This window comes from Paenibacillus sp. SAFN-054 (genome assembly GCF_051966755.1).
Lineage (GTDB): Bacteria > Bacillota > Bacilli > Paenibacillales > Paenibacillaceae > Paenibacillus_AQ.
Genome location: NZ_JBQCKS010000006.1, coordinates 161681 through 175600, shown reverse-complemented (window position 1 = coordinate 175600; position 13920 = coordinate 161681). Strand labels below are relative to the sequence as shown.

Genomic DNA, 13920 nt, shown 5'->3' with positions numbered 1-13920 from the left:
ACAACGCTGTCTCGTTAACGGGGAGGCGATGGTGATAAGATCATTCGTGAAAGCGTTTCAATTATGAATTTCCAGGAGGGGGTAAAGATGAGAACAACAGCAAAGAACCGCGGAATCTTTTTTATGGTTATGGTCTTGTTTATTTCTTTATTTACTGCATGTTCCAGCAAAGGGGACGCAGCTGATCCCAAGCCGGCTGCAGAGGAAAAGCAGGAGAATGTGACGGCCCCGGCAGAGCCTTCTCCGGAAAAGGCCAAACCGGCATTGACGGAGCCAGTCGAAATTTCCTTCCTCAATACGTGGGATGATGCACGGTTCGAGAAAATGTTCGGCGAAAAGCTGCGCAAGAAGTTCCCGCATGTGACATGGAAGCTGATTCCAAAGCTCGAACCGGAGATGATCGCGACAGGCAATGTTCCTGACCTGATCACGCTTCCCAACTGGGAGCATGTCAACGGCAGAGTCAAGGAAGGCGTGTTGATGGACTTAACCTCCTTGATCGAAGGCAGCGATATTGGCGTCGACAGACTGGAGCAATCCAATATTACAAGCTTGAAGCTTGTAGGTAACGGTTCGCTGTATGCACTGCCTTGGAACCGCGCGGTCGAGAAGCTATATATCAACAAAGAGGTGTTCGACAAATTCAACGTTCCTTACCCGGATCCGAACGTGCCGATGACCTGGGAAGAGACGGTCGAGCTTGCCAAGAAGTTAACGGGGACGGTCGATGGCGTGCAGTACCGGGGGATTGATCTGCAGAATCCGATCTACATTCTGGACTCGAACCGTCCGGCGGATTTGAATGAGAACAACGAGCCTTTGTATCAGAAAGAGCCTGCGTTCCGAAAGTATTTTGAAATTTTGCAGGGCTTCTGGTCGATTCCCGGCATCTTCCCTGAAGGCGTAGATCCGAGCACGATCGTTCATTACAAGGGTGTCGAAGACTTCGCAACCCAGAAAAATGTCGCCATGCTGGTATTTTGGACGTCGGATTGGGAGCTGAAAGAAGCTGAACTGGAACATGGCCTGCAATGGGATTACAGACCAATGCCGGTATGGCCGGATACAAAGGATCAGGGCCCGATTTCGTACAGCAACGTGATAGGCATTGGCGCGACGACGAAACATAAGGAACAGGCGTATGAGATTCTCAGCTATATCGTAAGCGATGAATTCCAAATGGCGAATGCCAAAACAGGCATGTTCCCGATCTCGACGACACCTGAAGTAGAGCAGGCTTATCTGGATTATTTGAAGACGGAATTCGGTGACAAAAGCTTTGAATCCATCTTTGCTTTGAAACCGAGCAGTCCGCATTATTCTTCGCCGTTGCCTAAGTACTTCGGAGCGAAAGCTGATCATTGGGGAAGAGCCGAAACCTTCGCCAAGCTGGATAAAGATATCAATACGGTCTTGAGGGAAATGGACGAAGAGGCGATCAAGGCGGTAGAGACGATGAAGGCTCAAGGAAAATAACGAAGAATCTCGACGCTGAAAAAAGGGGTGTTCCTGGAAGGTGCGTCTTCACACCATCCAGGAACACTGTCTATTTATTCAGCAGCCTTTTCTCTAATTTCCTGATGTGAAGGCAGCCAAGCATTGAAAAGAAATCATTGCTAACGGAAGGAGGCCATCCCGTGGCATTCCGAAAACATCGAAGAGCCGCTAGCCGAGGATTGAAAGTGCTGGTCTTGGCATCCATGATCTTCGCACCCTCGCTTATGATACAGCGGGGCTCTTCTGAAGCGGCGTCCACCAAGCCCAATGACGGACCGGCAAAGAATCAAGCGAGTTTGGGACCCGAAAGGAAGGATGGGCTGGAGCCCTATTACCTGGATAGATTGACGCAATGGATCGAAAGCGGAGCAACCAATGCTAGCGGGGAAGTTTCCATCGAGGCAGTCGATATTAGCGCTAAATCACCGGACACCGAGGTTGTAACCGGAGAGTATGCGGGAGAGGCAAACACGCTCCAATGGAAGAACGACCGGACGGGGTGGATCGAATATGAAGTCGACGTTCCGGAGGACGGACTTTACGAGATCGAGATGCGTTACCATCCATTGATGGATAAGTCAATGAAGCGAAATGCCTCAGTCAAGCTCACCGTGGATGGAGAGCTGCCGTTCCGCGAGTCGGGCTCCGTTCCTCTGGAACGTCACTGGAAAGATAAATCGCCCATTAAGGTTGACGAGGAAGGAGATCAGATTCGTCCGGCTCCCGAAGAGATCAGCGGATGGACGCTGAAAAGACTGCATGACTTGGAAGGAGCTTATTCGGCCCCGTTACGATGGTATTTGCCCGCCGGTAAGCACCGATTGCGCCTCGAGACGATCGATTCGATGGTTTTGGATACGATCAAGCTTGCTCCGCCGACGGAATACCCCTCTTATGCAAATTACGAGAGTCGGCAGCCGGATACTCAAACGGCCTCAAGCGAAGTTCAAGTCATCGAAGCGGAGCAGATTAGCAGCAAAACCGTATCCTCCATCAAGATGGAGACGAGCCGCGATCCGCTGACGACGCCGAAAGCCGAAGGCGGGAAAATTCTGTTCAACATGATCGATGGATGGAGCTGGTGGAAGGGAGGGCAATCCGCCACTTGGGACTTTGAAGTGCCCGAAACGGGAAGATATAAGATCGCGCTTCGTGTCTCCCAACAGCATTATGCCAATAAATCGACCTTCCGGACGATTCGAATCGACGGAGAGGTCCCTTTCAAGGAGCTGCTTGAATATCGTTTCCCTTATGCACACGGATGGTACGGCATGACGCTCGGGGGATCCGGTGACGAGCCTTTCGAGTTTTACCTGGAGAAGGGAAAGCACAGCATAACGATGGATGTCACACACGGTCCTGTAAAGCCGGTCATTATGGATCTGGAGGTGCTGATTGACCAGGTTCGCACGATGAACGACGAGTTGATGCAAATTACGGGAAGCACGGTTGATTTGAAAAGCTCGGTGGATACGAACAGGACTTGGAAAATCCAGGAGCTCCCCGGGTTGCAGGAGAAACTGACCGCGGCTTCCAAGCTGTCCGATCAAATTATCAAGAAGACGCTTGAGATGAACGGAGAGCGTGATGACATCGTCACAGGCCTGCAGTCGGCGGCCCGGACGATCAGGAAGTATGCGGATCGTCCGACCGATCTGCCTAATCGGCTTGAGGAGCTCGGAAAGCTGCTGGATAAAATAAGCGGCTTTCATCAAGTGCTGGTTCAACAGCAGCTAGGGCTGGATCGTATTTATATTGCGCCGGTTCAAGCCAAGCTGCCAAGGACAGAGGCCAGCTTCTGGGAATCCAGCGGCGGAGCGATATCCGACTTTTTCAGTTCATTCCAGAGAAAGGACGACGTCAGCGATCTGGATGAAAATAAGCTGAACGTTTGGGTGATGCGCGGAAGGGACCATGTCAATCTGCTTCAGGAGCTGGCAGATGAGTTGTTTACGCCGGAAACCGGCATCGAAGTTAAGGTCAATCTTATTCCGAATGATAATCTGCTTGTGCTTGCGAATGCCGCCAATATCCAGCCGGACGTTGCGCTCGGATTGTCGCAGGACCGGCCATTTGATTATGCCCTTCGCCATGCGATCGTCAACCTGAAGGAGTTCCCCGATTTCGATGAAGTGGCGCAGCAATACGCGCCGGGTGCGACGTTGTCGTATTATTTCGACGGCGGTTACTATGCGCTGCCGGAAACGCAGTCGTTCAATGTGATGTACTACCGGAAGGATATCCTGAATTCGCTTGGGCTGAAGGTTCCTCAAACGTGGGATGACCTGTATGAGATGCTGCCGACGCTCCAGCAGAACCAAAAAAACTTTCACATCGTCCGGACGGAATTCCTTCCGTTCATGTATCAGCACAATGTTGACTTCTTCAAACAAGATGGATCCGCAACGGCACTGGATGAGCCGCAAGCATTTGATGCGTTTAAGCAATGGACGGATTTCTATAACGTATACGGGATTAAACAAGAGGTGCCCAGCTTCTATCAGCATTTCCGCAGAGGAACGATGCCGATCGGAATATCCGATTATAACATGTTCATGCAGCTGACGACGTCGGCGCCCGAGTTGTATGGGCGCTGGGCTATCGCACCGATCCCGGGAACCCGGCAGCCAGACGGAACGATTGCCCGCTGGGCTTCGGGCGGACAGACGGCCGGCGTCATTTACGGGAAGTCCGATCGCAAGGAAGAGGCATGGACCTTCCTGAAATGGTGGTTATCCGCCGATGTGCAAGAGCGCTACGGCACCGATATTGAAGCTTATAACGGTACGGAATTCCGCTGGAACACGGCGAATGTTGAAGCCTTCGTCCGTCTCCCCTGGACAGTCGATGATTTGAACGTCATTCTCGAGCAGTGGAAGTGGTTCAAGGAAATGCCAAACCTTCCGGGAAGCTACCTGGTGACCCGCGAACTCAACAATGCATGGAACCGTACCGTGGTTGATCATATGAATTTCCGAACATCCCTTGAGAAGTCGATCAAAGAGATCAACCGGGAGATCATTCGCAAGCAGCAAGAATTCAACTTCATCGACGAAAACGGTAATCAAATAAAAAGCCTTGAGCTGCCGAAGATCACGACACCATGGAAAGGGGTGGATGAATATGCCCGAGAGTAGTAATGAATTAGCGACCTCCGTTCGTGTAATGGTTTCGAAGCCGTCTTACCTGGAGCGGAGCAGGCAATTTGCTGCGCGAGTTTGGCAGTATCGCACCTCTTACCTGTTTATTGCACCTTTCATGGTCTGTTTTCTCCTGTTTATTCTCGTGCCGGTCATTGCAGCACTGTATCTAAGCTTTACCTACTTCAATGCGATTGAAGCTCCGCGCTTTATCGGGTGGAAGAACTTCCAGACGCTGTTCTCGCAGGACCTGACGTTCCTGGAGTACGCGCTGCCGAATACGTTCAAGTTTGCACTAATCGTAGGTCCGGGCGGCTATATCGCGGCTTTTTTACTCGCTTGGCTGATCAGTCAGCTTCCGGCGTCGGTCCGCAATTGGTATGCCCTGGCCTTCTATCTGCCGTCCTTGACGATGGGAATCGCCATGTCAACGATCTGGCTTCCGATGCTTTCGGGTGATGATATCGGATATTTGAACAGCTTCCTTCTTGAACTCGGGTTTATCGAGAAACCGATTCTTTGGTTGACGGACAAGAAATATTTGATGAATTCCATGATCGGCGTAACCCTCTGGTCCAGCATGGGCGTAGGCTTCCTGGCTATGCTGGCGGGGATATTGAACGTCAATCAGGAACTGTACGAGGCTGCGCGCATTGACGGAATGAAGAGCAGGCTTCAGGAAATATGGTACATCACGGTCCCGTCCACCAAACCTCAAATGTTGTTCGGCGCCGTTATGGCGATCGTAGGAACGTTTAAGTCCGGTCAGATCGGCTCAGAGCTCTCAGGCGTATTCCCGACTCCACAATATGCAGGGCATGTGATTATAAGCCATATCGATGATTATGGATTTGTCCGGTATGAGCTTGGCTACGCTTCGGCCATTTCGGTTTTCCTGCTTATCGTGATGTATCTGGCCAACAAATTTTGCTATCGCCTGTTAGGTCCCAAGGAGGGTGAGTGATGGCCATTCGGTGGGCTAAGTTGAAAAGAATCGATGCTACCCAAGCCATTTTGATTGCGGTTTTGACCATCGCCGGGGTATTCATGCTGCTGCCGCTGGTGTTTATATTCAGTCACTCGCTCAAGCCGTATCATGAGCTGTTTATCTATCCGCCGACCTTTATCGTTCAGGAGCCTACGTTATCGAACTTCTATGAATTGTTCCAAATTACGCAGGGCAGCGTTGTACCCGTGTCCAGATATTTATTTAACAGCTTCATTACGACGGTGCTTGCCGTCGTTGGGGTAGCCGTCATAAGCGCTTTATGCGCGTACCCGATGGCCAAACATAAGTTTCCCGGACACAAGCTGCTGCTTGGCATCATCTTGCTGACATTGATGTTCGCGCCGGAAACAGTTCAGATTCCGCGCTATCTGGTTGCCGTGAACATCGGGATCATGAACACGTATTGGGGACATCTGCTGCCCCTTCTGGCGTCGCCGGTCGGCGTATTTTTGCTTAAGCAGTTTATGGATCAAATTCCGAATGAAATGCTGGAGGCGGCAAGAATGGACGGAGCCAGGGAATGGTATGTCTTTGCAAGAATCGCCATTCCGATGACCATGCCCGCGGTGGCAACCGTCTGCATTCTGACATTCCAGCTAGCATGGGGGAATGTAGAGACCTCGACATTATTCATGCAGGACGAATCGATGAAGACCTTTCCGTTCTTCTTATCCACGCTGACCAGCGGGCTTGCGAACAGCGTTGCGCGGCAAGGGGCGGCAGCCGCAGCGGCGCTCATCCTGTTCATACCGAACCTGATCATCTTCCTGCTGCTCCAACGCAAGGTCATTGCAACGATGGCACATTCCGGAATCAAGTAAAAAGGAGGGCGTGAGAAGTTAATCATGACGCATTCAAACAAACGCGCATTCAAGTGGTTTCTTCTGTTTATGGTGATCGGCCTCATGACCATTCCGATTCCGGTAAGCGCCGAAGCGCCTTACAATACGTTTACCAAAAACAGTTGGGGAGATTATGTGTTCACTCAATCGGCTTACTATCCGGTCAAAGCCATCGGCCAGGATCTGTCCATGCCCGATCCCGGCAATCCGGGCAAGCGAATATTCACCAAGTTGAACGGCCCCAAAGATTTATTCATCACAGGCAGTGACGAAATTTATGTTGCGGATACGGGCAATAACCGTATCGTCCATTTAAGCCAAGACGGCCGTCTGATCCGGGTGCTGGATTCGCCGGACAGCGCACTGAATAAGCCCCAAGGCGTATTCGTCACCGATGATGGCCGAATTTATATTGCGGATACGGGGAATCAGCGGGTTGTGCTGCTGAACAAGGAGGGCCGGTTTGAGCGTGAATACAAGCGGCCGGACAGCAGATATTTGTCCGATACCTATATTTTTGATCCGATCAAAATCGTGGTGGATAAAAGGGGCTTCTTATATGTTGCCACATTGGGAGGATATCAGGGGATGCTGCAGATGGACCCTGATGGCGGGTTCCAAGGCTTCTACGGGACGAATCAGTCTGAGCTCAGCCTGACGGATCGGCTGAAGAAGCTGTTCTATTCGAAGGAAATGTACGCAAAGGAATTGAGCAAGCTGCCCGGATCCGTGAACAGCGCCACGATTGATGATGACGGATTCATCTATACCGTGACCAGCGGGCCTAACATTTCCAAGAACCAATTAAAAAAGCTGAATTTCTCCGGGCAGAACCTGCTGGACAAAGCAGATGAATATGCCATTAACTACCGCGGCGGCGGAGCGCTGGCGTTCGGAGAAACCCGAAATGACAGTACGATGCTTCGCAAGCCGAAGCTGATTGACGTTGCCGTAAGCCCGAATGGCAACATGACGGTCATTGACGGAGAGTTCAACTATGTAAGCCAGTACGACGCATACGGCAATCTGCTGTTTTTCTGGTCTGCCTCGCATAGTCCCGGCACGCAGCAGGTTGGACTTCCGAAAAGCCTGGCCGCGATCGCATCAGGTTCCGACAATTCCCTTCTCATCGCAGACGATCAGGAGAACATTATCCATGTCTATGAACCCACCGAATTCGGTGAACTTGTCTTTGATGCCAATGCGTTGATGCTGGAAGGGAAGTATGGCGAAAGTGAAAAGCTGTGGAAGCAAGTCCTTCGTTACCATTCCAAATTTCCGATTGCACAGCTGGGACTAGCGAAAGCCGCCTATCATGCGGGAGATTATCAAACGGCCAAGACGATGTTCAGGGAAGCCGGGGTGCAAAAGGGGTATTCCGATGCATACTGGCAAATCCGGCTTGCCTGGTTCCAGAAGTATTTTTCCGTAATCGCTACGGGCGTGATCATAGGCAGCCTTGTGCTGTTCGGCGTTGACCGCTTAACCAAGAACAAGCCGTTCCGGCTGAACCGGCGAACGCGCAAGCGCAAAGCGCCGATGCTGCTGCAGCAGTTGAAGCAGGCACTCTACATTCTCAAACATCCGGTCGACGGATTTACGGGGCTGCGCTTCGAGAATAAGGGCAGTTACACGAGCGCTTTCCTTATTTTGGTCGTCGTGTTCACCGCCATCCTATTTGAGAGAATCAATACGAGCTTTACCTTCAATAAGTTCGAAGTATATACGATCAATGCCGGATCCGTGTTTGTCCAAACGTTTGCCGTTTGGCTGTTGTGGGTCATATGCCACTATTTGATCGGGGCCATCCAGCGGGGCGAGGCCAGATTCCGCGATGTATTCATCGGAAGCGCTTATTGTCTGGTTCCACTCATCATCATTGGGATACCAATAACCCTGCTCTCGAATGTGATGACGGGCTCGGAAGGTGCCATTTACCGGTTTATGGACTCCGGCATGATGATTTGGACGGGGCTGCTCTTTTTCTGGAAGGTTCAATCCTTGCAGAATTACAGCGTGGGGGAAACGGTGATCAACATCCTCAGCACATTATTCACGATGATTGTGGTGGGTGTGCTTGTGTTTATTACTTTCGGGTTAACCGGTGACCTGATCGATTTCGTAAAATCGATTTACATGGAGGTGAAGCTGCGATGAAACGACGGAATCGAATTCGCTTCCTCCTGGTGGGATTTTTGTCGGCGTTTCTCTTGGTGAATCTGTCTGCTACCGGTCAACAGCGATCCGTTTCTGCGGAAGGCAGCGTGTTTGACTCGTTCCGTTATAATCCGGACAGCAAGGATGGAAAGAAAAATTCGGGCGATAAGACGGGTGTATTACAGCTGCCGGATGCCCTGGCAATGCAAAGTATAAAGGAAAACGGAAATTTGCGCTTGAAGGCCGATGCGGCAACCGGACACTTTATGGTTGAGGACAAGCGAAGCGGCCAGGTCTGGTACTCCTTTCCCGACCCGGAGAGTTGGCCGAAAGAGACGACTCAAGGCGTATGGCGGGAGAATCTGGTCTCGCCTCTACAGATCCAATTCGTCGATCCGAAGCGGAAAAACGATAGCCCGAGGTCAGGTAATCTGATCAGCCAAAAGGGAAGCGTCGAGCATTTTACAACGAATGCAAACGGGTTTCAATTCTCTTTTGTGATCGATTCACTGGAGCTTGAAATCCCGGTTGAGGTTCGTTTGATGGATGATGGAGTGGAGACGAAGGTTGTAAGCGAAGGAATCAAAGAGGGGAAAATATATATGACCTCCTTGCAGCTGTATCCTTACTTCGGTGCATATCAGTCCACTGGCCAAGACGGTTATCTGTTCATCCCCGACGGCTCGGGCGCATTGATCCGGTTTAATGAAAACCGGAATAAATCCAATTACAACTATGCCTCCAGCGTATATGGAATCGATTTTGCCGTACAGCATACGAGCGATTTCTCCGAAAATCGCTTTCAAGTGAATTTACCCGTGCTGGGGGTGAAATCCGGAGAGCAGGGGATGATCGCGGTATTGGATCAAGGCGCGGAATACGCTCAGGTCAAAGCCACGCCTTCCGGACATTTGACGATGTACAATGCCGTTAACTTCGAACTTCTCTACCGAGAGAGTTACTGGCAGCCGACGACAACAAATGAAAAGGAGAGAAGCAGCAAGGGATATAACGTATATCCGAAAGAGCGCTATCAGGGTGACCGTTCGGTCCGCTATTATCTGCTTGAGAAAGGGCAGGCCGATTATTCGGGAATGGCGGCCAGATTCCGCGATTATTTAATCGAGGAGAAGGGGTTTGTCAAGCAAAAGGCTAAGCCGGACCTTCCGCTTTATCTGGATCTGTTAGGAGGCGACATGGAGCTTGGCGTGTTCTTCGACCGTTATCGGAAAGCAACCGACACCAAGACGGCGAAGGAAATCGTCGATCAGGTCCGGGATGCCGGCGTGAAGAACATGGTTGTACGGTACCTCGGCTGGCAGAGCGGCGGTTTCTCAAGCTATGGCGTGTATAACAAAACATCCAAAAAAATCGGCGGAAACAAGGGAATGAAGACATTTATCAACCAAATGCATGATTATGATATTCCCGTCTATCTGCATGCCGTATATAACTTGAACAATTCCAAACATTTCAACGAGAGGAAGTACGGGCTCGTCGATCAGGGGAACACGGTCATCAGCTACAAGGACAGTCTGTTCGGCAGAGAAGAAGTGATGGTAAGTCCGAAGTACGCCCAGCGGGAAATGGATAAGGACATGGAGCTCTACCAGGATCTTGGCGCCGATGGCATAAGCTTTCATAATATCGGTAATTATCTGAACAGCGATTTTAAGCGTGGGCAGGAGGTGACCCGGAGCGAGGCGCTGAACACGCAAGTTGAAATGCTGCGCGCATCCAAGGAGAAGCTGGGCTTATCCGCCGGACGTTCCTCCAATTTATATGCGGTTCCGTATATGAATCATATTTATGGTTTGGCCGACGGGTACTCGTTCGACTTATTTTCCGATGAAGAAATTCCGTTTATGCAGATGGTGCTTCACGGCTTCGTCTCTTACAGCTTTAATCCCGTAAATGACCGGGAATTGTTCGTGGAGGAGTTTTTACGAAGCATCGAATATGGGGCTGTACCGAACTTTGCCTTCTCCGGCGTGACCTCGGATCAATTGAAGGACACGTTCGAGCTCCGGCTTTCGTTCAATAATTACTACAAAGAATGGCTGGATGTCGTGCAGGAGGAGTATAGGAAGTTTAACGATGCCCTCGGGAACGTTCAGGACGAGTGGATGGTCGGCCATCGCACGGTCGCCAATCAGGTTAAAGAAGTGACGTATTCCAACGGAAAGCGGATCATCGTGAATTACCGCAAAGATCCATTTCAGGTAGACGGCGTAACCGTGCCTCCAAGGGATTTTGTCATTGTAGAGGGAGGCGCGGTCCATGCGAACTAGGTTGAAGCTCAGCTCTTCGACACTGCGAAACCTCGAGGGGATCATCTTCATCCTGCCCTGGGTGCTTGGTTTTTTATTTTTCGTGGCGTTTCCGATGGCTTATTCGCTGTATTACAGTACGAACAATGTGAAGTTTGAGGTAGGTAAGCTTATCACGACCCCGGTTGGATTCGACAATTACAAGCAGATATTGTTCAAGGACGGTTCACTGCTGTACAATGATTTGTTTCCTTTCATGAAGCAGGCCGTCATGATGATTCCGATTATCGTGGTGTTTGCGCTCATGATCGGAATATTGCTGAATCAACCGTTTCGGGGACGGACATTTTTCAGGGCTATTTTTTTTCTGCCGGTAATCTTCTCGACCGGACCGCTGATCACGGAATTTATGAACCAGGACCAAGGGGGGCTTAGTTTTCTTGAGCAGTACCAGGTTGCCGAGTTCGTACAGGCAAATCTGCCTTCCTCCTGGGCGGTTCCGATCATGAACGTATTGGAACAGTTTGTGTTGGTGCTATGGTATTCAGGCGTTCAAATTCTCATCTTTATCGCGGGCAGGCAGACCATTTCCCCCGTGATATATGAGGCCGCCCGCATCGACGGGGCGGGTCCCTGGGAGATGTTCTGGAAGATTACGCTGCCCGGCATGGTGCCCTTCATCTTGCTGAATACGATTTATACGACCGTGGATCTGTTTACTTTCCCGACGAATCCGATCTTGATGAAGTTTAATGCGACCGCGTATGGATTCTCGAGTGCGTTGATATGGATCTATTTCTCGATTATCTTCGCGTTCATTATGATTATTTTCGGTATATTCGCGCTCATCATGCGGCGTGTAGGAGGTCGATAGACATGTTTCCGAAAATCATGAGCAAGACAATGCCGAGTGGAAACCTCCTGTCCAGGGCGCAGTTTCTGGTCTACCGGATGCGCATGCTGCTCCTGGGCAAAGAATCGGATAAGGGGCTTCTGTTCAAGATTTTTATATATCTGATCCTTATCGATACGGCTTATATTTTTCTTCGGCCGATCCTTTTTATGATAACCAAGATGATCACTTCGCCAAGGGACGCAACGAATCCGGTCGTCACCTGGGTTCCGACGGAGTTGTATTGGGGACACCTGGAGAGCGCTTGGAAGGCGCTCAACTATATGAAATCGTTAGCCGTAAGCGTAGGCATCTCGACCGTTTCGGCTTTGCTCACCGTCATGTTCTGTTCGATAGCCGGTTATGCCTTTGCCCGGCTGCAAATTCCGTTCAAACGGACATTATTCACGTTGTTGTTGTTCGCTTTGATCCTGCCTGCCCAAGTCACCATACTGCCGCTCATGAGCTTTTATACAATGAATGGCATGTACAACACGGTGTGGCCGCTGCTTTTACCCGCATTTTTCGGCCATGGTTTGAAAGGGGCCTTGTTCGTAATCATTTTCAGGCAATTTTTCTCTACGCTACCGAAGGAGCTTGAAGAGGCGGCGAGGATTGACGGCGCAAGCGTCTTCCGTATTTATGGAAAGGTTATTCTTCCACTTGCGCAGCCTGCGATACTCGTGGTGTTTCTATTCTCTTTTGTGTGGACTTGGAACGATGCCTATTTGCCGGGCATGTTTATGCCGAGACCGGATTTCCCGGATGTACCCCAATTGTCCATGGGGATCGAAGCGCTGAACAGCTACATCGCCTCGCTGCAGCAGAATCCGGATCCCAGTGGTGAGGTATTCTTTCCTGACCTTGTCAAAATGGCGGCTTTCTTCTTGATCATCATGCCGCCGTTGGTGCTGTATATCATCGCGCAGCGCTGGTTTATCGAAGGCGTTGAACGCACGGGCCTAGTGGAATAGGGGGAGAAGCATTGTGGCTAGCATAACATTCAACCATGTATACAAAAAGTATGGCAAAAACGATCAGCAGCTGGCGGTCAAGGATTTCGACTTGCAGGTGGAGGATAAGGAGTTTCTGGTATTTGTCGGACCGTCAGGCTGCGGGAAATCCACTACATTGCGGATGCTTGCCGGGCTTGAGGACATTTCGGACGGAGAGATCTACATCGGCGACCAACGCGTGAATGATCAGCCGCCGAAAGACCGCGATATTGCGATGGTGTTTCAAAATTATGCCTTGTATCCGAATATGTCCGTCTACGAGAATATCGCTTTCGGTCTGCGTCTACGCAAAGTTGTTAAGCATGAAATCGATCAGAGCGTGAAACGCGCCGCGCGCATTCTGGAAATCGAACAATTTCTGGACCGCAAGCCGAAGCAGCTGTCCGGCGGACAAAGACAGCGCGTTGCGCTGGGGCGGGCCATCGTCAGGAACCCGAAGGTATTCCTAATGGATGAACCCTTATCCAATTTGGATGCCAAGCTCCGGGTTCAGATGCGCTCGGAGATTGTCAAGCTGCATAAGCAGCTTGGGGTGACCACGATTTATGTCACGCATGACCAGACGGAAGCGATGACGATGGGGAACCGGATTGTAGTCATGAAGGACGGAATCATCCAGCAGGTGGATACGCCGGAGGAAATTTATAATAATCCCGTCAATATGTTCGTTGCCGGATTTATCGGCTCGCCTCCCATGAATTTTATCAAAGGAACGATTAAGGAGGAGGACGGCAAGCTGGCGTTTTGCACCAAAAAATTTGCTCTGCAAATACCGGAAGGGAAGACGGCCCTTCTCCGGGAAAAATACCTTGTCGATCGCAAAGTCATCCTGGGCATTCGACCTGAAAATATCAATCTGGAGCATGTCGTATTTGATGCCTTTCCTCTGGCGATGGCCAAAGGAACCCATAAGATGAGCGAGCTTATGGGGGCAGACCGTTATTTGCATTTGGATTTAGGCAATGACATCCAGACCGTTGTCGCCAGGGTCAATCCGAGATATGCGTTCGGCGAAGGGGAACCGATTGAAGTCGCATTCGATATGAATAAGGCGCTGGTCTTCGATATCAATTCAGGCAATCGCGTAATATGAGTAC

9 protein-coding genes are annotated in these 13920 nt (G+C 50.6%); all 9 read left to right on the top strand.

Annotation, left to right across the window (positions count from 1 at the left end):
• Positions 1 to 87: 87 nt before the first annotated feature.
• The 9 genes from ACTHPM_RS23795 (at position 88) to ACTHPM_RS23755 (ending at position 13916) form a co-directional block, all read left to right on the top strand.
• Positions 88 to 1476 carry an ABC transporter substrate-binding protein gene (locus tag ACTHPM_RS23795; protein WP_440397454.1) on the top strand — a complete coding sequence of 463 codons (1389 nt, stop codon included), beginning with the start codon at positions 88 to 90 and terminating at the stop codon, positions 1474 to 1476.
• Between the two features lie 161 nt (positions 1477 to 1637).
• Positions 1638 to 4634 (top strand): extracellular solute-binding protein, encoded by a 2997-nt coding sequence (locus ACTHPM_RS23790; protein WP_440397455.1) that lies wholly within the window; start codon positions 1638 to 1640, stop codon positions 4632 to 4634.
• A 28-nt stretch (positions 4635 to 4662) separates the two neighbouring features.
• A complete protein-coding gene (locus ACTHPM_RS23785; RefSeq protein WP_440397599.1) occupies positions 4663 to 5601 on the top strand; it encodes a carbohydrate ABC transporter permease in 939 nt (312 codons plus the stop codon).
• Positions 5601 to 6467, top strand: a complete 867-nt coding sequence (locus tag ACTHPM_RS23780) for a carbohydrate ABC transporter permease (protein ID WP_440397456.1) — start codon at positions 5601 to 5603, stop codon at positions 6465 to 6467. Before ACTHPM_RS23785 ends, ACTHPM_RS23780 begins: the two co-directional genes overlap by 1 nt.
• Positions 6468 to 6491: 24 nt before the next feature.
• Entirely contained in the window at positions 6492 to 8645 is a 2154-nt protein-coding gene (locus ACTHPM_RS23775; protein WP_440397457.1) for a YIP1 family protein, read from the top strand.
• The gene (locus ACTHPM_RS23770; RefSeq protein ID WP_440397458.1) at positions 8642 to 10936 is read left to right on the top strand and encodes a DUF5696 domain-containing protein; all 2295 of its coding nucleotides are present in this window, start codon (positions 8642 to 8644) and stop codon (positions 10934 to 10936) included. Before ACTHPM_RS23775 ends, ACTHPM_RS23770 begins: the two co-directional genes overlap by 4 nt.
• Positions 10926 to 11789 carry a carbohydrate ABC transporter permease gene (locus tag ACTHPM_RS23765; protein ID WP_440397459.1) on the top strand — a complete coding sequence of 288 codons (864 nt, stop codon included), beginning with the start codon at positions 10926 to 10928 and terminating at the stop codon, positions 11787 to 11789. Before ACTHPM_RS23770 ends, ACTHPM_RS23765 begins: the two co-directional genes overlap by 11 nt.
• A gap of 2 nt (positions 11790 to 11791) precedes the next feature.
• Positions 11792 to 12781 carry a carbohydrate ABC transporter permease gene (locus ACTHPM_RS23760; protein WP_440397460.1) on the top strand — a complete coding sequence of 330 codons (990 nt, stop codon included), beginning with the start codon at positions 11792 to 11794 and terminating at the stop codon, positions 12779 to 12781.
• A 13-nt stretch (positions 12782 to 12794) separates the two neighbouring features.
• Positions 12795 to 13916: an ABC transporter ATP-binding protein gene (locus tag ACTHPM_RS23755; RefSeq protein ID WP_440397461.1), complete on the top strand. Its 1122-nt coding sequence runs from the start codon at positions 12795 to 12797 to the stop codon at positions 13914 to 13916.
• Positions 13917 to 13920: the final 4 nt, after the last annotated feature.